Origin of the sequence: Citrobacter sp. RHBSTW-00570 (assembly GCF_013739755.1) — a bacterium.
GTDB classification, from domain to species: Bacteria; Pseudomonadota; Gammaproteobacteria; order Enterobacterales; family Enterobacteriaceae; genus Citrobacter; species Citrobacter braakii.
This window is the reverse complement of sequence record NZ_CP056399.1, coordinates 4,469,750-4,492,110: the sequence shown is the minus strand read 5'-3', so window position 1 is coordinate 4,492,110 and position 22,361 is coordinate 4,469,750. Positions and strand designations below refer to the sequence as shown.

Annotated in this window: 18 protein-coding genes; 8 read left to right on the top strand and 10 right to left on the bottom strand. The window is 53.3% G+C overall.

What is annotated here, in order from left to right; genetic code table 11:
* Nucleotides 1–13: 13 nt before the first annotated feature.
* The 3 genes from HV237_RS21335 to HV237_RS21325 form a co-directional block, all read right to left on the bottom strand.
* Nucleotides 14–979: a DMT family transporter gene (locus HV237_RS21335; RefSeq protein ID WP_047358572.1), complete on the bottom strand. Its 966-nt coding sequence runs from the start codon at nucleotides 977–979 to the stop codon at nucleotides 14–16.
* Between the two features lie 76 nt (nucleotides 980–1,055).
* Complete coding sequence (locus HV237_RS21330; protein ID WP_016155523.1) at nucleotides 1,056–1,880, bottom strand: AraC family transcriptional regulator; 825 nt, start codon at nucleotides 1,878–1,880, stop codon at nucleotides 1,056–1,058.
* 81 nt (nucleotides 1,881–1,961) lie between these two features.
* Entirely contained in the window at nucleotides 1,962–2,810 is an 849-nt protein-coding gene (locus HV237_RS21325; protein WP_046275833.1) for an SDR family oxidoreductase, read from the bottom strand.
* Nucleotides 2,811–2,895: 85 nt separating this feature from the next.
* Between HV237_RS21325 and HV237_RS21320 the strand changes: the two genes are divergently transcribed.
* The gene (locus HV237_RS21320; protein ID WP_047358571.1) at nucleotides 2,896–3,300 is read left to right on the top strand and encodes a helix-turn-helix domain-containing protein; all 405 of its coding nucleotides are present in this window, start codon (nucleotides 2,896–2,898) and stop codon (nucleotides 3,298–3,300) included.
* Between the two features lie 48 nt (nucleotides 3,301–3,348).
* Here HV237_RS21320 and cpdB read toward each other — a convergent pair whose 3' ends face one another.
* Nucleotides 3,349–5,292: a 2',3'-cyclic-nucleotide 2'-phosphodiesterase gene (cpdB, locus tag HV237_RS21315; RefSeq protein ID WP_135107966.1), complete on the bottom strand. Its 1,944-nt coding sequence runs from the start codon at nucleotides 5,290–5,292 to the stop codon at nucleotides 3,349–3,351.
* A gap of 187 nt (nucleotides 5,293–5,479) precedes the next feature.
* Here cpdB and cysQ point away from each other — a divergent pair, with 187 nt between their 5' ends.
* Nucleotides 5,480–6,220 carry a 3'(2'),5'-bisphosphate nucleotidase CysQ gene (gene cysQ, locus HV237_RS21310; RefSeq protein ID WP_016151445.1) on the top strand — a complete coding sequence of 247 codons (741 nt, stop codon included), beginning with the start codon at nucleotides 5,480–5,482 and terminating at the stop codon, nucleotides 6,218–6,220.
* Here the strand turns inward: cysQ and HV237_RS21305 are convergent.
* Nucleotides 6,210–6,767, bottom strand: a complete 558-nt coding sequence (locus tag HV237_RS21305; RefSeq protein ID WP_047358569.1) for a YtfJ family protein — start codon at nucleotides 6,765–6,767, stop codon at nucleotides 6,210–6,212. The genes cysQ and HV237_RS21305 overlap by 11 nt on opposite strands.
* A gap of 327 nt (nucleotides 6,768–7,094) precedes the next feature.
* On the opposite strand from HV237_RS21305, the gene HV237_RS21300 reads away from it, so the two are divergent.
* Nucleotides 7,095–7,301, top strand: coding sequence for a DUF1107 domain-containing protein (locus HV237_RS21300; RefSeq protein ID WP_003025710.1), 207 nt, complete (start codon nucleotides 7,095–7,097; stop codon nucleotides 7,299–7,301).
* 67 nt (nucleotides 7,302–7,368) lie between these two features.
* On the opposite strand, the gene HV237_RS21295 is transcribed toward HV237_RS21300, so the two are convergent.
* Together HV237_RS21295 and msrA are read right to left on the bottom strand one after the other, a co-directional pair.
* Nucleotides 7,369–8,709, bottom strand: coding sequence for a hemolysin family protein (locus HV237_RS21295; protein WP_003830418.1), 1,341 nt, complete (start codon nucleotides 8,707–8,709; stop codon nucleotides 7,369–7,371).
* A 152-nt stretch (nucleotides 8,710–8,861) separates the two neighbouring features.
* Nucleotides 8,862–9,500: a peptide-methionine (S)-S-oxide reductase MsrA gene (gene msrA, locus HV237_RS21290; protein ID WP_046275831.1), complete on the bottom strand. Its 639-nt coding sequence runs from the start codon at nucleotides 9,498–9,500 to the stop codon at nucleotides 8,862–8,864.
* A 212-nt stretch (nucleotides 9,501–9,712) separates the two neighbouring features.
* Between msrA and tamA the strand changes: the two genes are divergently transcribed.
* From tamA to HV237_RS21275, 3 genes are read left to right on the top strand one after another with little or no spacing between them, the layout of a single operon-like run.
* Complete coding sequence (gene tamA, locus HV237_RS21285; RefSeq protein WP_016155528.1) at nucleotides 9,713–11,446, top strand: autotransporter assembly complex protein TamA; 1,734 nt, start codon at nucleotides 9,713–9,715, stop codon at nucleotides 11,444–11,446.
* Nucleotides 11,443–15,219 carry an autotransporter assembly complex protein TamB gene (tamB, locus tag HV237_RS21280; RefSeq protein WP_047358568.1) on the top strand — a complete coding sequence of 1,259 codons (3,777 nt, stop codon included), beginning with the start codon at nucleotides 11,443–11,445 and terminating at the stop codon, nucleotides 15,217–15,219. Before tamA ends, tamB begins: the two co-directional genes overlap by 4 nt.
* 2 nt (nucleotides 15,220–15,221) lie before the next feature.
* Entirely contained in the window at nucleotides 15,222–15,566 is a 345-nt protein-coding gene (locus tag HV237_RS21275; protein WP_016151451.1) for a gamma-glutamylcyclotransferase, read from the top strand.
* A gap of 42 nt (nucleotides 15,567–15,608) precedes the next feature.
* Here HV237_RS21275 and HV237_RS21270 read toward each other — a convergent pair whose 3' ends face one another.
* The 3 genes from HV237_RS21270 to ppa all read right to left on the bottom strand — a co-directional run bounded on the left by HV237_RS21270 (nucleotide 15,609) and on the right by ppa (nucleotide 19,499).
* Complete coding sequence (locus tag HV237_RS21270) at nucleotides 15,609–17,618, bottom strand: TonB-dependent receptor (protein ID WP_019078220.1); 2,010 nt, start codon at nucleotides 17,616–17,618, stop codon at nucleotides 15,609–15,611.
* Between the two features lie 83 nt (nucleotides 17,619–17,701).
* Complete coding sequence (locus tag HV237_RS21265; RefSeq protein WP_047358567.1) at nucleotides 17,702–18,772, bottom strand: YncE family protein; 1,071 nt, start codon at nucleotides 18,770–18,772, stop codon at nucleotides 17,702–17,704.
* Nucleotides 18,773–18,971: 199 nt separating this feature from the next.
* Nucleotides 18,972–19,499, bottom strand: a complete 528-nt coding sequence (gene ppa, locus HV237_RS21260; protein WP_003025726.1) for an inorganic diphosphatase — start codon at nucleotides 19,497–19,499, stop codon at nucleotides 18,972–18,974.
* 309 nt (nucleotides 19,500–19,808) lie between these two features.
* Between ppa and ytfQ the strand changes: the two genes are divergently transcribed.
* Both ytfQ and ytfR read left to right on the top strand, forming a co-directional pair.
* Nucleotides 19,809–20,765 carry a galactofuranose ABC transporter substrate-binding protein YtfQ gene (ytfQ, locus tag HV237_RS21255; RefSeq protein ID WP_016155532.1) on the top strand — a complete coding sequence of 319 codons (957 nt, stop codon included), beginning with the start codon at nucleotides 19,809–19,811 and terminating at the stop codon, nucleotides 20,763–20,765.
* Between the two features lie 85 nt (nucleotides 20,766–20,850).
* On the top strand, nucleotides 20,851–22,353 hold the full coding sequence (gene ytfR, locus HV237_RS21250; protein ID WP_046275826.1) for a galactofuranose ABC transporter, ATP-binding protein YtfR: 1,503 nt from the start codon (nucleotides 20,851–20,853) through the stop codon (nucleotides 22,351–22,353).
* The last annotated feature ends 8 nt before the right edge of the window (nucleotides 22,354–22,361 follow it).

Genomic DNA, 22,361 nt, shown 5'->3' with positions numbered 1-22,361 from the left:
GCCGTCTGGGCCATTATGATTGTGGAACCACGACGACGCTTGGTTTCTGTGGTTTGGCTCTGACGGCTATCACCACCCCAACAATCAGCAGCGCAATGCCGCTTACCGTCAGCAGCGGTGGAAATTCCTTGCGCAGGATAAAGGTGTACACCAGGCCAGCCAGCGTTTCGAAGACAATCAGCGGGCCGAGGATCACCGTCGGCAATTTTTGGCTGGCGACGTTCCAGCACAGTGCGCCAACCCACGAACACAATACCGCAATCGCTATCATCAGGCCGATAAACACGCCCGGACGCGGGCCGAAGGGCAGGGCAAAGTCCGGCGTTTGCCCGTTCAGCCACAGGCAGGCTGCAATATAACCGAGCAGAGAAACAGGCAACGTTACCAGTGCCTGGGCCGTCGCCCACATCATCGGGTGCTTATCTGGATTCTCGCGCAGCCAGCGGGCATTACGCAGCGCATACCACGCCCAACACACTACCGAGATCAGCGCCAGCGCGATTCCAGAACCATAACGCCAGCCGCTAAAGTCGGGTAAGCCTTGATTCAGCTCCGAGATATTCACGCACAGCAGACCGATACCAATCAGCACCAGCGCAGGCGACAGACGCCACCATGATAATTTGCCGTCGCGCTGGCTGTAGAGCAGGTTAGCGAAGACCGGGATCACAACCGGCAATGTACCAATAATCATCGTTGAAACCGGCGCGCCAGTGCGCTGGATGGCGCTTGCCAGGCAAACGTAATAAATCAGATTACCCATCATCGTTAGCGCCAGCGCAGTGACCCAGTCTTTACGCGTCAACTGACGCAAGCGCACACGCCCCAGCCAGGCAATCGGCAACGCTATTAGCCCCAGCGCCAGATAGCGCCCCATCGACTGCAATACCGCCGGATATTCCGGTACGATCAGCGGCCCAACAAAAATTAATCCCCACATTAGCCCAGCCAGCAGGGCATACAACACGCCGCTAATCATTTTTGACATCCACATCGCTTAACAATAAGTCGAGTGTAGGCAGGAAAAATGCAGCCGTATTGTATGAGATTGCTGTTCAACGCCGGACGACTTGTTTCTGATAACGTACCGGTGTAATACCGTAGCGATGGGTAAACGCGCGGGTGAGATGCGACTGGTCGGTGAGGCCGGTTGCGGCAGCGACCTCCGCGGCGGGCATTCCGTGAGTGAGAAAACCTTTGGCTCGCCACAGGCGAATCGCCATCAGCATCTGGTGCGGCGTGACGTGGAAATGAGATTTAAACTGGCGCTGAAAATGCCAGGGACTCAGCGCTGCAACCCGCGCCAGTTCGTCGAGCGTGACCGGGTGCATATAATTATCGTGCAAATACTCGCGTACCCGCTCAAAGCGATGCGCTCCCTCCGGTAATACCGGCGCATGGCGGGCCAGCGGCTGGAACGTGTCGATCAGATCGAGTAATAGCCCTTTTTGCGCCAGCGGATCCTCAGTGTTCCACAGGCCATGGATCAGCGAGCAGATCTGGCGCGAGCGTAGCGGATCGTGACGCGTTACGTCATGAAACCACCAGTGGCGGATCCCGGTGACTTCTTCCAGAAGATCGGGCTCAAGATAGATCATCCGATAGCGCCAGCCGTCGGCGGTTTCCGCTTCGCCGGTATGTAGCTCATCGGGATTCATGGTGACGACAGAATGGGCGGGGGCCACGTACTGCGTGCCGCGATAGCGAAAACGCTCGGCTCCGGCTTCTATCGCGCCAATACCAAACGCTTCATGGGTGTGGGGTTCAAAGGCGTAACGCGAGATATGCGCATGATACAGCTCAACGCCCGGCACCTGTGCCAGATGGCGAAAGCGGGCGCTGTCTTTCTCATCAATAAACTGCTCAGGTACACCTTGCACGTCTTCTCTCCCCACGCATCATCATGTCATTATCAGAGAGGATGCGCGGGGATGCCACCACAATTAACTAATTTTTAACACTTACACGATGCCTTTGACGCTGTCTGCCAGCGACGTGGTTGGGCGACCAATCAGTTTGCTCAGCGTATGGCTGTCGTCGAAGAGGCCACCTTTAGAGGCACCAACGTCTGAGTCAGCCAGCATGTCCGCCAGTCCGGCAGGTAGACCTACACCTTTCAGCGCGGCCGCAAAATCAGCTTCGCTCAGGTTTTGATACACCACTTTTTTACCGCTCTGTTTTGCCAGTTCGGCCGCCAGCTGGCTCAGGGTCCAGCCTGCGTCGCCCGCCAGTTCATAGATTTTACCGGCATGACCGTCTTCACTGATGACGCGCGCGGCGGCAGCGGCATAGTCGGCACGGGTCGCCGAGGCAATTTTGCCTTCTCCCGCCGCCCCAATAAACACGCCGTGTTCCAGCGCGGCTGGTGCGCTGGCGAGATAGTTTTCGGTGTACCAACCGTTACGCAGCAGCGCGTACGCGATACCGGATTCAGCCAGCATCTTCTCGGTTGCGACATGCTCATCAGCCAGCCCCAGCGGGGAGCGATCGGCGTGCAGCAGGCTGGTGTAGGCGATAAATTTCACGTGGGCCGCTTTCGCCGCGTTAATCACGTTGCGATGCTGCGGGGCACGTTGTCCCACTTCGCTGGAGGAGATTAGCAGTAACTTGTCTATCCCCTGTAAGGCTGTGGTAAAGGCAGCTTCATCGCTGTAATCCGCCTGACGAACGGTAATGCCCTGCTGGCTAAGCGCCGTCGCTTTAGCAGGATTACGCACAATAGCCACAATCTGGCTGGCAGGAACGGTTTTCAGTAGCGTTTCAATAACGTGTTGGCCCAGTTGGCCAGTGGCACCAGTAATCGCGATCATAGGATAACTCCTTTGGTATTGGTCTTGTGTTTAATCACATTAACACCTAAACTTACTTTTAGTAAGTACGTACAAAAAGGTTAGTATGAAAATGACAGCTTTGACTCTCTCCCAGCAATTACGTGATGGCAACTTGTTTGCCGAGCAGTGTCCCTCCCGCGAGGTGTTAAAACACGTCACCAGCCGCTGGGGTGTATTGATTCTGGTGGCGCTGCGCGACGGTACGCACCGTTTCAGCGATTTGCGCCGTAAGATGGGCGGCGTCAGTGAAAAAATGCTGGCGCAATCCCTGCAGGCGTTAGAACAGGACGGGTTTATCAATCGGGTGTCATATCCGGTGGTACCGCCGCATGTGGAGTATAGCCTGACACCGTTGGGTGAGCAGGTGAGCGAAAAAGTCGCAGCGCTGGCGGACTGGATAGAGGTGAATTTGCCGCAGGTTTTGGCAAATCATACCGTTAAGAACGAAGACGTCCCGGCATCGACGTAAACGACCTGGTCGGGCTTGCCGGATGGCGCAGCGCCACCCGGCGTGGTCTTACTTACTCAAATCCAACTGATAAATGGCGAAGCCGATGTCATCGGTAGCGACTTTCTTCAGTGGATACTGGCCTTTCTCTTTGATAAACGCAGCGGCTTTATCAGACGGTGATGTTTCAAAGCGAATATCCAGTTGTGTCTCGCTGTGAATCGGCGCCAGACGCCAGTTGTTATCTGCCGCTGGATGAATTTCGCCTGCGCTCTTTGTCTGGGAACCTATCCATGCTGCCAGCACCGAGCGGTTTTCATCTGGTGATGCAAACGCGATGTGGCTGTCGCCGGTCCCGGCAAACTTACCGCCGTAGGCGCGGTAGTTGTTGGTCGCGACGAGGAAGGTTGCGTTCGGATCGATCGGTTTGTCGTTAAAGGTCAGATTTTTAATACGCTCCGCTTGCGGGTTAATCGTCTGGCATTCACCGTCATAGCGAGCGGGTTGTGAAACATCAATCTGATAATTCACGCCGTCAATCACGTCGAAGTTATAGGTACGGAAGCCATCCCAGTTAATTAACGACTGTGGTTTGCTGCTGTGGATATCAATCTGATTAAACTGCCCGGCGGAACATTCCAGCCACTCTTTCACCTCTTTACCGCTGGCTTTCACCACGACCAGGGTATTGGGATAGAGATACAAATCAGCGGCGTTACGGAAGGTAAGCTGACCTTTTTCGACTTCGACAAAGCTGGCCGGATCGTTCTTGCGTCCACCGACTTTAAACGGCGCAGCGGCGGAAAGTACCGGTAGTTTTGCCAGGTCCGGATCGCCCTGGATAAAATGTTCCACATAGGCTTTCTGCGCGTTATTCACCACCTGCACGGTCGGGTCGTCCTGAACCAGCGCCAGATAGCTGTACATGTTGTCGGCAGATTTACCGATTGGTTTGCTGACAAATTCACGCGTGGCATCGTGATCGGCTTTTAGGATCTCAACGATTTTTTGGTCTTCGCCAGCCAGTGATTTTTTGGCCGCGGCGTCATAAATCGGGCGCGCCTGCGCTTTCCCCTGCGTAACCTGCCATTTACCGCTGTCGTTATTCAGCACTAAATCCACCACCCCCAGGTGATCGCCCCACATGCCCGGCATCACCGCAGGAACGCCATTGAGCGTGCCTGTTGTGATATCTGCGCCTTTGATGTTGGCAAAGTCTTTCCCCGGGAAAACGGCGTGAGCGTGACCAAACATAATGGCATCCACGCCCGGAACTTCACTGAGGTAGTAAACGGAGTTTTCCGCCATCGCCTGGTATGGGTCGGCAGAAAGCCCGGAGTGAGCAACCACCACCACGACATCGGCACCTTTGGCTCGCATTTCCGGCACGTATTTACGTGCGGTTTCCGTAATGTCATTCACCGTCACTTTGCCGCTGAGGTTGGCTTTATCCCAGGTCATGATCTGCGGCGGCACAAAACCGATATAGCCAATTTTCAGCGTCTGCGTGTTTCCTTCCTGATCGACAACCTCAGTCTCTTTGATCAGATAAGGAGTAAACAGCGGCTTTTTGGTCTTAACGTCGATGATATTGGCGTTAACGTAAGGGAACTTCGCCCCGGATAGCGCGTTGTGCAGATACTCAAGACCGTAGTTAAATTCATGGTTGCCAAGGTTACCCACTGCGTAATCCAGCGTATTCAGTGCCTTGTATACCGGATGCGTTTCGCCCGCTTTCAGCCCCTTGGCCGCCATATAATCCCCGAGCGGGCTGCCCTGAATCAGATCACCGTTATCAACCAGCACGCTGTTTTTGACTTCACCACGTGCTGCGTTGATCAGGCTTGCCGTACGAACCAGGCCAAATTTTTCAGTCGGCGTATCTTTGTAATAATCGAAATCCATCATATTGCTATGTAAATCAGTGGTTTCCATTATACGCAGATCGACGGTCGCGGCATTGACGCTGGCTGCAATCAGCGTGGCCAGAAACGTTGCACTAAACTTAATCATCAGGGGCATCCTTTTAAGATCTAAGCCACAAAAGAAAATGTATATAAATCTTCTTGCTTACAGAACTGTGAATCATGACATGAATATAGCGTTTAAAACCGCAGACGCTATCACAGTTGGCGGATCCTTTGGCGATCGGGTATAAGTAAAACAACGAGTTAACACCACGACAGAAACGAGGTGGAGAATGTTAGAACATGTATGCCAGCTTGCACGGAATGCGGGCGATGCCATTATGCAGGTCTACGATGGAATCAAACCGATGGAGATTACCAGCAAGCAGGACGATTCTCCGGTCACGGCGGCGGATATCGCCGCGCATACGGTGATCCTCGAAGGATTACTGGCGCTGACGCCGGATATTCCGGTCCTGTCTGAAGAAGCGCCTCCTGGCTGGGATGTTCGCCAGCACTGGCAGCGCTACTGGCTGGTAGACCCGCTGGACGGTACCAAAGAGTTCATTAAGCGTAACGGTGAATTCACCGTCAATATTGCGCTTATCGAGCAAGGAAAGCCGGTACTGGGCGTGGTTTACGCGCCGGTGATGAAAGTGATGTACAGCGCGGCAGAAGGTAAAGCGTGGAAAGAAGAGTGCGGCGTGCGCAAACAAATCCATGTTCGTGACGCGCGTCCGCCGTTGGTGGTGATTAGCCGCTCGCATGCTGACAATGAGTTAAAAGAGTATCTGCAACAGTTGGGTGAGCACCAGACCACGTCGATTGGCTCATCGCTGAAGTTCTGCCTGGTGGCGGAAGGGCAGGCACAGCTGTACCCACGTTTTGGGCCAACTAACGTATGGGACACTGCCGCTGGCCACGCCGTTGCTGCCGCAGCCGGGGCGCACGTTCACGACTGGCAGGGGAAATCTCTGGATTACACCCCACGTGAATCATTCCTCAACCCCGGCTTCCGCGTCGCTATTTACTGAGTAATTTGTGCAGCAGGGCAATAACCTGCTGCACCTCTTCCTGCGTTAACGCACCATCTTTTGCCCACTGAACGCGTCCGTCCTTATCAAGTACGGCGATAGCGGAGCTCTCTTCATCCAGTTGCCAGGCTTTACGCGCAATGCCATTGCTGTCGACAATAAATTGTGACCACGGGTAGAGCTTCTTATTGCTCTCCAGACTGCTGCGCACAAACATACCGGAGCCAGGAATGGCGTCATCGGTGTTGACGATCGTGGTGGTCTGGTATTTGTCGTGCGGCAGGTTGGCCGCCTTGATTGCCTCGATCAGCGTAGCATTTTTCTCTTTGGCGGAGGTGCGTCCGGCAATGTGTTGCACAATTCGCACTTTCCCTGGCAACTGCGCGCTATTCCAGCTTTTGTAGCTAAACTTATCGTTATCGAGAATCAGTTCGCCGCGATCGGCGATCCCCACCGGCGGTACGCGCTGGTTGGTCTCAAACGAATGCGCACCGGCAATCATCGGCAGCAGCAGGCACGACAGCGCCAGCAGTTTTTGTAAGGTCATAGGTTTTCCTTCTTTCTTTATTTTGCAGGTGATCCGACCACTTGGGTCTGGAATTTAATCATATGTGCGATTGATGCTTTTTCCCGCAAGCGCGATGCCAGTTTGCGGACGGGCGCACAAATCCTGCGAAAAATGAAGGCTTATACTGAAGACAGCGAAGCGTTGAAAAGATAATTCTGAATATTTGTAACCTGAAGGTAAATAAACTTATACACGCTGGAAACATGAGCGAGATAGTCTATAGTCATAGGGCATTAAAATTTGCGCCTGAGGATTGTCGGACCGATTGTGGTACCGCAAAGGCGTAATGCTCAGCAGGAGACAACAATGAAAATTTTCCAACGATACAACCCGCTGCAGGTGGCGAAGTACGTGAAGATCCTGTTTCGTGGACGGTTATATATCAAGGATGTAGGCGCTTTTGAATTTGATAAGGGTAAGATTCTTATCCCAAAAGTGAAGGACAAACTGCATTTTTCCGTGATGTCCGAAGTTAACCGTCAGGTCTTGCGTCTGCAAACTGAGATGGCTTGATCAAAGTGCTATGCGGTAGTTAAAAAAACGGCTCCTGAATGGGAGCCGTTGATGTTTCTGCAGGACGTTAAGACGCCTTTGCCTCTTCTTTTGCATCCGGCAGTTTCGGTACCAGTACGGTAGGTTTACTGTCCAGACGCGTCACCAGCAGCTGATCGATCTTGTAGTTATCGATATCCACCACTTCAAATTTGTAGCCTGAATACTTCACCGAGTCGGTGCGTTTCGGGATTTTACGCAGCATGAACATCATAAAGCCGCCGATGGTTTCATAGTTGCCGGACTGCGGGAACTCATCGATATCCAGGACGCGCATAACGTCATCAATCGGCGTACCGCCATCGACTAACCATGAGTTTTCATCGCGCGCCACGATCTGCTCTTCCAGACCCTGACCGACTAAATCGCCCATCAGCGTAGTCATAACGTCGTTGAGCGTGATAATCCCCACCACCAGCGCGTACTCGTTCATGATGACGGCAAAGTCTTCGCCTGCGGTTTTGAAGCTTTCCAGCGCTTCAGAGAGCGTCAGCGTATCCGGCACAATCAGCGTATTGCGGATCTGTACGCCACTGTTCAGCGCCATGCTTTGGTTCGCCAGTACGCGGTTGAGGAGATCCTTTGAATCGACATAGCCAATGATGTGGTCGATATCTTCGTTACACACCAGGAATTTGGAGTGTGGATGTTCCGCCACCTTGTTCTTCAGGCTTTGCTCATCTTCGTGGAGATCGAACCAGATAATATTCTCGCGCGAGGTCATGGAAGACGGTACGGTACGGGATTCCAGTTCGAACACATTTTCAATCAGCTCATGTTCCTGCTTACGCAGAACCCCCGCCAACGCACCCGCTTCGACCACGGCGTAAATATCGTCCGAGGTGATGTCGTCTTTACGCACCATCGGGATCTTAAACAGACGGAAGATGTTATTTGCCAGACCGTTGAAGAACCACACCAGCGGGCGGAAGACGAGCAGGCAGAAGCGCATCGGGTTGATGATACGCAAAGCCACAGCTTCTGGCGCAATCATACCGATGCGTTTCGGAGTTAAATCCGCGAACAGGATGAACAGGCCAGTAACCAGCGAGAACGACAGAATAAAGCTTAACTGTTCGGACAGCTCTGGAGTGAAGTACTTCGAGAAAAGGCTGTAAAACGCCGGGGAGAATGCCGCATCACCGACAATACCACCGAGAATAGCGACCGCGTTAAGGCCAATTTGCACGACGGTAAAAAACATGCCGGGGTTTTCCTGCATCTTCAAAACACGTTGTGCGTTTACGTTGCCTTCATCGGCAAGCAGTTTAAGTTTTATTTTGCGTGATGCAGCAAGCGAGATCTCGGATATCGAGAAAAACGCACTCACGGCGATCAGGCAGAGAATGACTAAAATACTGTTTAACATATCTTATCCGACCGTTAAGGCCAGATCCTCGGAAGGGATAAATTGATAAATCCGTGTGAAATACACATTGAAAACCGGTCCGAAGGGAGTGGACCGGCAATTTCAGGAGCTAGTATAGCGTAAGGTACTGTAAAGCCGCCAGAGGGTGGCGATTATCCTTGTGGCGGCAGACAAACGCCAATCCCGCCAATGCCACAGTACCCATAAGGATTTTTATGCAGATACTGCTGGTGGTCGTCCTCGGCATAGTAGAACGGGGTTGCGGTAGTGATTTCCGTTGTAATAGTGCGCTCGTCGCCAGCGGCGGTCATTGCTGCCTGAAAACGCTCAAGGCTTGCCTGTGCCGCGACGGTTTGCTCCGGTGTTAACGGGTAAATGGCGGAGCGATACTGCGTCCCCTGGTCGTTCCCCTGACGCATGCCCTGCGCCGGGTCGTGATTTTCCCAGAACACCTGCAGCAGTTGCTCGTAGCTGATAACATGCGGATCATAGACGACGCGTACCGCTTCGGCGTGTCCGGTATCGCCGGAACACACTTCCCGATAGGTTGGGTTAGGGGTGTAGCCGCCGGTATATCCGGCCGCTGTGCTGTATACCCCGGGTAATGACCAGAATAAACGTTCAACGCCCCAGAAACATCCCATGGCGAAAAAGGCTATCTCCATACCGTCGGGCACGTTGGTCATCGAATGTTGGTTAACCGCATGCAGCGTTGCCACTGGCATCGGGGTGTTGCGTCCAGGTAGGGCATCTGCTTGAGTAACAAGATGCTTTCTATCAAATAAACTCATGGCCGTTCTCCCGAAATCAGTCATTTGGGTTAAGGTTGTAACGAGACGCGTCTTTGCCCACAATAAACGGCGTGAATACGTCTAGAGTTAAACATAAGAAATATTTGGGTTGTCGTCTGTTTTTCAACTCTTATTGTTGATTTTTTGTTAAGCCGAGGAACGGCATAGTATTTTTTTCCAGGGGTGGGAAAAAAGGATATTCAGGAGAAAATGTGCCACATATCCGTCAGTTATGTTGGGTGGGATTACTGTGCTTAAGTGGCTCCGCCGCCGCAGCGAATGTTCGCTTACAGGTCGAAGGATTATCAGGACCGCTGGAGAAAAACGTCCGTGCGCAGCTATCCACGATTCAAAGTGATGAAGTCACTCCAGACCGACGCTTTCGTGCGCGCGTTGATGATGCCATCCGCGAAGGGCTAAAAGCGCTGGGCTACTTTGAGCCCACCATTGATTTTGAGCTGCGTCCGCCGCCGGCGAAAGGACGCCAGGTGCTGATTGCCAAAGTGACCCCTGGTGAGCCGGTGCTGATTGGCGGCACCGAAGTGATTCTGCGCGGTGGCGCACGTACGGATAAAGATTACCTGGATCTGCTGAAAACGCGACCGGCAATCGGCACCGTGCTGAATCAGGGGGACTATGATAACTTCAAAAAATCACTCACCAGCGTGGCGCTGCGCAAAGGCTATTTCGACAGTGAATTTAATAAAAGCCAGCTTGGGATAGCGCTCGAACGCCGCCAGGCATTCTGGGATATCGATTACAACAGCGGTGAACGCTATCGCTTTGGGCATGTCACTTTTGAAGGCTCGCAAATTCGCGATGAGTACCTGCAAAATCTGGTGCCCTTTAAAGAGGGTGAAGAGTACGAGTCGAAAGATCTGGGCGAACTGAACCGTCGTCTGTCGGCGACCGGATGGTTTAATTCCGTGGTCGTCGCACCGGAATTTGATAAAGCCCGTGAAACCAAAGTGCTGCCGCTGAAAGGCGTGGTGTCGCCGCGAACTGAAAATACCATCGAAACCGGGGTCGGTTACTCAACTGACGTCGGTCCACGGGTGAAGACCTCGTGGAAAAAGCCGTGGATGAACTCCTATGGCCACAGCCTGACCACCAGCGCCAGCATCTCTGCGCCAGAGCAGGTTCTTGATTTCAGTTATAAAATGCCGCTATTAAAGAACCCGCTGGAGCAGTATTACCTGGTGCAGGGGGGCTTTAAGCGTACCGATTTAAACGATACCGAGCAGGACTCCACTACGCTTGCGGTTTCCCGCTACTGGGATCTCTCCAGCGGCTGGCAGCGCGCGATCAACCTGCGCTGGAGCCTCGACCACTTTACCCAGGGTAACGTCACTAACACCACCATGCTGCTCTATCCGGGCGTGATGATCAGTCGGACGCGCTCGCGCGGCGGTCTGATGCCAGTCTGGGGCGACTCCCAACGTTATTCCATCGATTACTCCAACACGGCCTGGGGTTCAGACGTTGATTTCTCCGTCTTCCAGGCGCAAAACGTCTGGATCCGCACGCTGTACGATCGTCATCGCTTTGTAATGCGCGGCAACCTCGGCTGGATCGAAACCGGGGACTTCGACAAAGTACCGCCGGATCTGCGTTTCTTCGCCGGGGGCGATCGCAGCATTCGCGGCTACAAATACAAATCTATTTCGCCTGAAGGCAGCGACGGCAAGCTGAAAGGGGCCTCTAAACTGGCGACCGGCTCGTTGGAATATCAGTACAACGTGACCGGAAAATGGTGGGGCGCGATGTTTGTCGATAGCGGCGAAGCGGTCAGCGATATCCGCAGAAGCGATTTCAAAACCGGTGCCGGGGTCGGCGTACGCTGGCAATCGCCAGTGGGACCCATCAAGCTCGACTTTGCTGTCCCTGTGGGCGACAAAGATGAACATGGTTTACAGTTTTACATCGGTCTGGGGCCTGAATTATGAGTTTATGGAAGAAGATAAGCCTCGGCGTGCTGATTTTTATCCTGCTGTTGTTAGGCACGGTGGCGTTCCTCGTCGGCACCACCTCGGGCCTGCATCTGCTCTTCAAAGCGGCGAATCGTTGGGTTCCGGGGCTGGAGATTGGTCAGGTCACCGGCGGCTGGCGGGATTTATCGCTCAAAAATATTCGTTATGACCAGCCTGGCGTGGCGGTGAATGCTGGCGAAGTGCATCTGGCCGTGGGGCTTAACTGCCTGTGGGACAGCAGCCTGTGCGTCAACGATCTGTCGCTGAAAAATATCAACGTGGCGATCGACAGCAAAAAGATGCCGCCATCAGCGCCGGTTGAAGAGGAAGAGAGCGGTCCGCTTAACCTTTCCACACCTTACCCAATCACGCTTTCGCGCGTGGCGCTGAACAACATCAATATCAAAATCGATGACACCACGGTTTCGGTGCTGGAATTTACCTCCGGCCTGAACTGGCAGGAAAAAACGCTGACCCTGAAGCCAACGTCATTACAGGGGCTGCTGATTGCCCTGCCTAAAGTGGCGGAAGTGGCGCAGGAAGAGGTTGTCGAACCAAAGATTCAAAATCCGCAACCGGATGAAAAACCGCTCGGCGAAACGCTAAAAGATCTGTTCTCAAAGCCGGTGCTGCCGGAAATGACCGATGTCCATCTGCCGCTCAATCTCAACATTGAAGCGTTTCGCGGCGAGCAGCTGCGCGTGACCGGGGATACGGATTTAACGGTACATAACATGCTGCTGAAAGTGAGCAGCATTGACGGCAACATGAAACTCGATGCACTGGATATCGACTCGAATCAGGGGACGGTAAAAGCCAGCGGCACGGCGCAACTGACCGACACGTGGCCGGTCGATATTACGTTAAACAGCACGCTCAACGTCGACCCGTTAAAAGGCGAAAAGGTGAAGCTGAAGGTCGGCGGCGCGCTGCGTGAACAGCTGGAAGTCGGCGTAAATCTGTCTGGTCCGGTGGATATGGACCTGCGGGCGCAGGCGCGTCTGGCGGAAGCCGGATTGCCGCTCAACCTTGAGGTGGTGAGTAAGCAGGTTTACTGGCCGTTTACTGGCGACAAGCAGTTCCAGGCTGATGACATCAAGCTCAAACTGACCGGTAAGATGACCGACTATACGCTGTCGATGCGTACCGCTGTGAAAGGGCAGGATATTCCTCCGGCTACCATCACGCTGGACGCCAAAGGCAACGAACAGCAGATCAATCTCGACAAACTCAGCGTTGCGGCGCTGGAAGGGAAAACTGAGCTGAAAGCGCTGGTGGACTGGCAGCAGGCGATCAGCTGGCGCGGGGAGCTAACGCTGGATGGCATCAACACGGCGAAAGCAATCCCGGAGTGGCCATCAAAACTGAATGGCCTGGTGAAAACTCGCGGCAGTCTGTACGGCGGAAGCTGGCAGATGGAGGTGCCCGAGCTGAAGCTGACCGGCAACGTGAAGCAGAACAAGGTTAATGTGCACGGTTCGCTGAAGGGTAACAGCTACCTGCAGTGGACGATCCCGGGCCTGCATCTGGAACTGGGACGCAACAGCGCGGATGTGAAAGGGGAACTGGGGGTCAAAGACCTCAATCTCGACGCGACGATTGATGCCCCGAGCCTGGATAACGCGCTGCCGGGACTGGGCGGTACGGCGAAAGGGCTGGTAAAAGTTCGCGGTACGGTTGAAGCGCCACAGCTGCTGGCGGATATCACCGCTCGGGGTCTGCGCTGGCAGGAGCTGTCCGTCGCTCAGGTGCGTGTCGAAGGCGACGTGAAATCGGCAGAGCAAATCGCTGGTAATCTCAACGTTCGCGTAGAGCGGATTGTACAGCCTGACGTGAATATTGGCCTGGTGACGCTCAATGCCAAAGGTAGCGAAAAGCAGCATGAGCTGCAGTTGCGCATTCAGGGGGAACCGGTCTCCGGGCAGCTCTCCCTGGCAGGTAGCTTTGATCGCCAAGAGCAGCGCTGGAAAGGTGCGTTAAGCGATACCCGCTTCCAGACGCCGGTCGGTCCGTGGTCCCTTAACCGCCCTGTCGCGCTGGATTATCGCAATCAGGAACAGAAAATCAGCATTGGGCCGCACTGCTGGAACAACCCGAATGCGGAACTGTGCGTACCGCAAACCATTGATGCCGGTGCACAAGGACGCGCGGTGGTGAACCTTAACCGCTTTGACCTGGCGATGCTAAAACCGTTTATGCCGGATACAACCCAGGCCAGCGGCGTTTTCACTGGCAAAGCTGATGTGAGCTGGGACACCACCAAAGAGGGGCTGCCGCAGGGGCAGGTTACGCTGAGCGGACGTAATGTGAAGGTCACGCAAAGCGTAAACGATGCGCCACTCCCTGTGGCGTTTGAAACGCTGAATCTGACCGCCGACCTGCACAATAACCGTGCCGAGCTGGGTTGGCTGATTCGCCTGACTAACAACGGGCAGTTTGACGGCCAGGTGCAGGTGACGGATCCGCAAGGACGCCGCAGTCTCGGCGGCAACGTCAACATCCGCAACTTTAATCTGGCGATGGTGAACCCCATTTTCTCGCGCGGTGAAAAAGCGGCAGGGGTGATCAACGCCAACCTACGTCTGGGCGGCGATGTGCAAAGCCCGCAGCTGCTCGGACAGCTGCAGCTGAGCGGTCTGGATATCGACGGCAACTTTATGCCGTTTGACATGCAGCCAAGCCAGTTAGCCGTTAACTTCACCGGAACACGCTCAACGCTGGCGGGCGTGGTACGTACGCAGCAGGGCGAAATTAACCTGAGCGGCGATGCCGACTGGAGTCAGATAGACAACTGGCGGGCGCGCGTTGCGGCTAAAGGCAGCAGGGTTCGTATTACCGTGCCGCCGATGGTCCGCCTGGACGTATCGCCGGACGTGGTCTTTGAAGCCACGCCGAGCCTGTTTACCCTTGATGGCAACGTGGATGTGCCGTGGGCGCGTATCGTGGTACACGACCTGCCGGAGAGCGCGGTAGGGGTTTCCAGCGATATGGTCATGCTTAACAACAATCTGCAACCGGAGAAACCGCAGACAGCAGGTATTCCGATCAACAGCAACCTGAACATCCACGTCGGTAACAACGTGCGTATTGACGCCTTTGGTCTAAAAGCGCGTCTGACGGGCGATCTGAAAGTGGTGCAGGATAAGCAGGGGCTGGGGCTGAACGGACAAATTAATATTCCGAGCGGGCGTTTCCATGCCTATGGTCAGGATCTGATTGTGCGTAAGGGTGAGCTGTTGTTCTCCGGTCCGCCGGATCAGCCGTTACTCAACATCGAAGCAATTCGTAACCCGGAAGCCACCGAAGACGACGTGATCGCCGGGGTTCGCGTCACGGGCACCGCCGATGAGCCGAAGGCGGAGATCTTCTCCGACCCGGCGATGTCGCAGCAAATGGCGCTTTCCTACCTGCTACGCGGACAAGGACTGGATAGCGAACAGAGCGACAGCGCGGCAATGACTTCAATGCTTATTGGTCTGGGGGTTGCACAAAGTGGTCAGGTTGTGGGTAAAATCGGGGAGACATTTGGCGTAAGCAATCTGGCACTGGACACACAAGGGGTGGGTGATTCATCTCAGGTGGTTGTCAGCGGATACGTACTGCCAGGTCTGCAGGTGAAATATGGTGTGGGTATATTTGACTCCTTAGCGACACTCACGCTACGTTATCGTCTGATGCCTAAGCTATATCTGGAAGCAGTGTCTGGCGTAGATCAGGCACTTGATTTGCTCTATCAGTTCGAGTTTTAGCAATGCGAATATTTGTCTACGGCAGTTTACGAACCAAACAAGGCAACAGCCACTGGATGACCAATGCCCTGTTGCTGGGAAATTTCAGTATCGACAACTACCAGTTGTATAGCCTGGGCCACTATCCAGGCGCCGTTCCAGGAGAGGGAACAGTACACGGGGAAGTTTATCGTATTGATAACGCCACGCTGGCAGAGCTTGACGCTCTGCGTACCCGCGGCGGTGAATACGCGCGCCAGTTAATTCAAACGCCGTACGGAAGTGCATGGATGTACGTGTACCAACGTCCGGTTGATGGCTTAACGCTGATTGAAAGCGGTAACTGGTTAGACCGAGACCAGTACTGATATGAACACGCCACCCTTGGGTGGCGTTGTTTTATTCTGGATTTAAAACTCCACGCGCGCGCCGAGGTTATAGCGGCGTCCTTCCACCTGTGCGGATTCGTTCCACGCGGTTGTCAGTTTCGGATCCTCATCCAGCACGTTGTAGACCCCAGCCATCAGTTGCGTGTGCTTATTGAGCTGATAACGTACGCCTACGTCCACCATCGTGTAGTCATCATATTTATAGTTATTGCCGCTGTTGCGGTTACTGCTGCGATAATTCACCGTACTCCATACGTCCAGGCTTTGCGTTGCCGCCCAGTTCAGCGACAGATTCGCCATATGGCGCGGATAATCGTTTAGCGCGTAGCCTTTGTTAACGCCGCTTTTTTGTTCGCTGTGGTTCCAGGTGTAGTTAGCGTTGGCTTTTACATCGGCGGTAATCTGCCAGTCGGCATTCAGTTCTATACCGTATACATCCGCCTCGCTGACGTTGAAGTATTTACTGACGGAATCCGCGTTGTAGCCGTTGACGGAGCACTGGTTCGTCGACGTGGTTTCACAAATAGTTTGTTCAGCAATTTTGTCTTTGAACTGCGTATAGAAGACGGTGCTGTCGAGCGATAGCGCATCTCCCGTCCAGTAGAGGCCCAGTTCAGAGTTAACGCTTTGTTCAGGTTTCAGGTCGTCGTTACCAACGGTGAGGAAGGGATAAGGTACGGTTGAGCCGTAAGGGGTTACGAAGTTGCTGGACGTCGCACGCAGCTCCGGTTTTTTATAGCCTGCGGAAACGCCGCCTTTCAGCGCCCAGTCATTGCTAAAGGCCCAGTTACCGTACATTTTCGGCGTAATATGTGTGCCAAAATTGTCATCCTGGTCCATCCTCGCTGACGTGGTCAGGATGAAATCGCCAATGCTCCAGCCGTCTTCAGCAAACAATGCCCAACCGTTACGGCTGATTTTGGTCACCGGGTCAGATCCGGGCAGCGTTTTGTTGGCCACATCAAAGCGGTCATTCAGCTCTTCGCGCGTGAAATTCGCCCCAACAGTCAGTTTATGGGTGTCGAGCGTGAAAGTGGTTTGCGAATTGGCGACGTAGTTCTCCATCTGCACATACTGCGGGGACTGTCCGTCATAAACGTACTTCGAACGGCCTTTTTCATAGTTTATGTAGTTGGTCGTCGCGATGGTGTCGTCTGCATACCAGCCGGTATGCGTCAGGGTGGCGGCGTTACGATCGAACAGCCATGACCACGGCGCACCGCGTTTCTGGGTACGGTTTTTTTCCTGCTCACCGGTGACCACGTTGAGATCGAACAGGTTATTCTCGCTGGCGGCCAGGCCCAATGTCATATCAACGGATTTACGATTGTGTTTGCCAAAATAGTTATTGCGATCGTCATCGCGACGGTCAAGCCAGTCGGCCGCCACGCTAAGGCCGAGAACATCGGGCACAATCGGCCCCATGGTAAACAAATTCATCTGGCTGGTATTACCTAAATACTGGTGTTCCTGCAGCCAGGTATTGGCAGCAATTGCCGTGGTCCACTCTTTTGCGCCGTACGGTTTTTTGGTAATGACGTTAACCACACCGCCGATGGCGTCTGAGCCGTACAGCGAGGACATCGGCCCACGGATAACTTCGATACGCTCAATGGCCTCCATTGGCGGTAAGAAGTTGGCTTCAGTACCAATATCATGTCCGTAAGGGCGAGATTCACCGGTATTTTGTTTGACGCTGTTGACCATAAAAGCGGTATAGGACGGGTCCATGCCGCGGATCATAATGCTACCGGCGTTCATGCCGCTGCTGTTGGTGACCGAGACGCCGGGAAGGTTTTTAATGGCTTCACCGATGCTACGGTCCGGCTGAATATCCAGCGTGTTACGATCAATAACTGAAATAGTGGCCGGCGCTTCGCGTTTTTGCTGCGAGAATCCGGATGCGGTGATCACCATTTCATCTTCGCTAGTGCGTGAGGTCTCGGTGAGTTCTTCTGCCTGGGTGGGGAAAATAACACCGCCTGAGAATGCAACGATCCCTGTCAGCGTAATAAGTTGACGCATTTTCATAATATAGACACCTGAAAAGTAAAAAATAAAAACATCACCTTGCAGCTCAAAAAAGCTGCAAGGTGCAGATAGTTTTTTAATTATTAATATTTAGAGAGATCGATTTTCAGCACGTAGTCGGGCTTCACACCTGTCATTTTTTCCGACTGTTTGACGCTGACGTACAAGGTGTTAGCATCAGCCGAGAGCGCCAGACTGTTAGGTAATGCATTGGTTTCAATGCTTTGTTTTACCTGGTGGGTCTTGCTGTTCACAATGCTGATGCGTTTAGCATTACGGTGGGTGATATAAACTTCCTGGCGTTTTTCGTTATATATCACCGCCAGCGAGTTAATAACCTTAATTGGTGCAATAACCTTACCGGTATTAATATCAACAACCAGTACATCCGCTAAATCCGGATCGGTCAGGAATGCGCGGTTATTTTTTGCATCCAGGGCAATATTCAGGAAAAAATGTTTTTTATCTGGCTCAATGGTAAAGCGATTAATAATTTGATGGTTGGTGGTATCCAGCGTAATAAGTTCGTTTCGGCCATTCACAACATACAGGCGGTTCTTATTTGCATCCACGGCCATGCCGGTCGGGTACTGGCCCATGTTCTCGAGGGTGGCGATTTTCTCGCGCTTTTGTGTGTCCACCACCCAGACTATGCCCTTTTCAGCCACGCCGGAAACGTACAGACGGTGGTGCTGTTTATCGAGCACCATTTCACGCGTATGAACAATATCTTTCGGGTTTTTGGCTTCGCTCAGTTGCAGTATCGCCAGCTCTTTACCGCTGCGGGTATCGACTAGCGTTACTGAACCTTCCAGCGTGTTGCCGACATACAGCACCTGGTTTTCTTCATCCAGCGCGGTGGCAAAGGCACGACGACTGGTGTCGATGACTTCAGTCGTCGTGAGTTTCTCCAGATCGAGTTTGTAGATAAGCCCGCTGGTTTTATCTTTATCAAACGACGGCGACGAGGCGACAAAAAGCGCATTCTGCTGGCTATCAACCGCCAGCTCATACACGCCGTTACCGACATCGCGAGTCAGAAAATCTTTCTCAGGTAGCGTCTGCGCCACGCTGGACAGGCTGGTAAATAACAGCGCTGTGGCGAGTGCCACGCAGGAATAGCGTTTCAGGGGCTTCACATTGTGGAGGTTCATTGACTTTTATTCACATTTATTTACATGCTGAGAATGATAATGAGATCTAATATCATTCGCAATTAAGATAAATGAAATGTGACTACCCATTCTGGTAGGTCAAAAAGAAAACAGCGAAGGGGAGAGGTGGTAGAACGTAGAAATTTAAAAACCCTTACTAACCAGAGACTGGCGTTCAGGGTTTTAAGCTAACGCGAACTTACTTCTTCGCGCGCTCGAAAGAAGCAACGATTTCAGCTTTAGCGGCTTCAGCGTTGTCCCAACCGTCAACTTTCACCCATTTGCCCGCTTCGAGATCTTTGTAGTGTTCGAAGAAGTGGGTGATCTGCGCTTTCAGCAGTTCCGGCAGGTCGGTCACATCTTTGATGTGATCGTATTCTTTGCTCAGCTTAGTGTGCGGAACCGCAACCAGTTTCGCATCTTCACCGGATTCGTCAGTCATTTTCAGTACGCCAACCGGACGGCAGCGGATCACTGAACCTGGCTCCAGCGGGTACGGAGTCGGGACAAGAACGTCTACCGGGTCACCGTCCAGAGACAGGGTGTGGTTGATGTAACCGTAGTTGCACGGATAGAACATCGCGGTGGACATGAAGCGGTCAACGAACAGGGCGCCGCTCTCTTTGTCAACTTCGTATTTGATCGGATCTGCGTTGGCAGGGATCTCGATAACAACGTAGATATCTTCCGGCAGGTCTTTACCGGCAGGGACGTTGAGTAAGCTCATGTCTGTTTCCTTTAAATAAGCTATGGCAAACAAGTGGCGGGTATTATAGCCAACTCGCGCTGAATGTCTCCGCTTGTTTTCGCTTTCTCTGCGCTCATTTTCTTCTTTTTACCCCTCTCTCGTGACAGAAAAATCCATATCTTCAGCCGCATTTTTCATAGCGGGATGAAAGCGATTACAAAGTTGTGATTAACGTTTTATTTACTTTTTTGAAGTGTGATGTAACGCAATTCGTTACATGCTCAATTGTCTATAGTTTTTTCGCGACGGTTTATTAACCAACAATAATCACCCTACGAGGACGCACTTATGTGGAAGCGCTTACTTTTAGTCACAGCAGTTTCGGCAGCCATGTCGTCTATGGCAATGGCAGCCCCTTTAACCGTAGGATTTTCGCAAGTTGGCTCTGAATCCGGCTGGCGCGCCGCAGAAACCAACGTTGCGAAAAGCGAGGCTGAAAAGCGTGGTATTACGCTGAAAATCGCTGACGGCCAGCAAAAGCAGGAAAACCAGATTAAAGCAGTTCGCTCATTTGTTGCGCAGGGCGTTGACGCCATCTTTATTGCGCCAGTCGTGGCAACGGGTTGGGAACCGGTTTTAAAAGAAGCTAAAGATGCCGACATTCCGGTCTTTTTGCTCGATCGTTCCATCGATGTAAAAGACAAATCTCTCTATATGACCACGGTCACTGCCGACAACGTGCTGGAAGGTAAATTGATCGGCGACTGGTTGATTAAACAAGTGAACGGCAAGCCGTGTAACGTCGTTGAGCTGCAAGGGACCGTCGGGGCCAGCGTGGCCATCGATCGTAAAAAAGGGTTTGCTGAAGCCATCGCCAGCGCACCAAACATTAAGATTATCCGCTCACAGTCCGGCGACTTCACCCGCAGTAAAGGGAAAGAAGTGATGGAGAGCTTTATCAAAGCGGAAAACAATGGCAAGAACATCTGCATGGTTTACGCCCATAACGATGACATGGTGATCGGGGCGATCCAGGCGATTAAAGAAGCGGGCCTGAAACCCGGCAAAGATATTCTGACCGGTTCCATCGACGGCGTACCGGATATCTACAAAGCAATGATTGACGGTGAAGCCAACGCCAGCGTCGAGCTGACGCCGAATATGGCAGGCCCGGCATTCGACGCGCTGGAGAAATTCAAAAAAGACGGCACGATGCCTGAAAAGCTGACCATTACCAAGTCGATCCTCTATCTGCCGGATACCGCGAAAGAAGAGTTAGAGAAGAAGAAAAACATGGGCTACTAGTTTTGCTGCCGGTCTTCCGTAGGCCTGATGGCGTTGCGCTTATCAGGCCTACGAAAAGGCCGTGATTTCGTACCGGAGGAATGCCATGACCACCGACCCCCATCAGGAAATCCTCCGCACCGAAGGATTAAGCAAATTCTTTCCCGGCGTCAAAGCGCTGGATAACGTGGATTTCAGCTTGCGTCGCGGTGAGATTATGGCGCTGCTGGGAGAAAACGGAGCCGGTAAATCGACGCTAATCAAAGCGCTGACCGGCGTTTACCATGCCGATCGCGGCACGATCTGGCTCGAAGGCCAGCCTATCTCCCCCAAAAATACCGCCCATGCCCAGCAGTTGGGGATCGGTACCGTGTATCAGGAAGTGAATCTGCTGCCCAATATGTCGGTAGCGGATAACTTGTTTATTGGCCGTGAACCGCGGCGTTTTGGCCTGCTGCTGCGCAAGCAGATGGAAAAACGCGCGACGGAGTTGATGGCGTCATACGGTTTTTCCCTCGACGTGCGCGAGCCGCTGAACCGCTTTTCCGTGGCGATGCAGCAGATCGTCGCTATCTGTCGGGCGATCGATCTCTCCGCGAAAGTGCTGATCCTCGATGAGCCCACCGCCAGTCTTGATACCCAGGAGGTAGAAATGCTGTTCGGCCTGATGCGGCATCTGCGCGATCGGGGCGTCAGTCTGATCTTCGTTACCCACTTCCTCGATCAGGTCTATCAGGTCAGCGATCGCATTACCGTCCTGCGTAACGGCGGCTTCGTTGGCTGCCGTGAAACCCGAGAGCTGCCACAGATCGAACTGGTCAAAATGATGCTGGGTCGCGAACTGGATACCCATGCGCTACAGCGTGCGGGCCGTACGTTGCTGAGTGATAAACCAGTGGCGGCCTTTAGCGACTTTGGCAAGAAAGGCACCATCGCGCCGTTTGATCTTCAGGTGCGTCCTGGTGAGATCGTCGGTCTCGCTGGACTGCTGGGATCCGGGCGAACGGAAACGGCGGAGGTGATCTTCGGTATTAAACCCGCCGACAGCGGCAGTGCGCTGATCAAAGGCAAAGCGCAGACCTTGCGATCGCCGCATCAGGCTTCGTGTCTGGGGATCGGCTTCTGTCCGGAGGATCGCAAAACGGATGGTATTATCGCCGCCGCCTCGGTGCGGGAAAACATCATTCTGGCATTACAGGCGCAGCGTGGCTGGCTGCGGCCTATTCCGCGGAAAGAACAAAATGAGATTGCCGAGCGTTTTATCCGCCAGCTCGGAATTCGCACCCCCAACGCTGAACAGCCGATCGAGTTTCTCTCTGGCGGCAATCAGCAAAAAGTATTGCTCTCGCGCTGGTTACTGACCAAACCGCAGTTCCTGATCCTCGATGAACCCACGCGTGGGATCGACGTCGGCGCGCATGCCGAGATCATTCGCCTGATCGAAACGCTGTGCGCGGATGGTCTGGCGCTGCTGGTGATTTCATCCGAACTGGAAGAGTTAGTGGGCTATGCCGATCGGGTCATTATTATGCGCGATCGCAAACAGGTGGCTGAGATCCCGCTGGCTGAACTGTCCGTACCGGCGATCATGAACGCCATTGCGGCCTAAGGAGACTA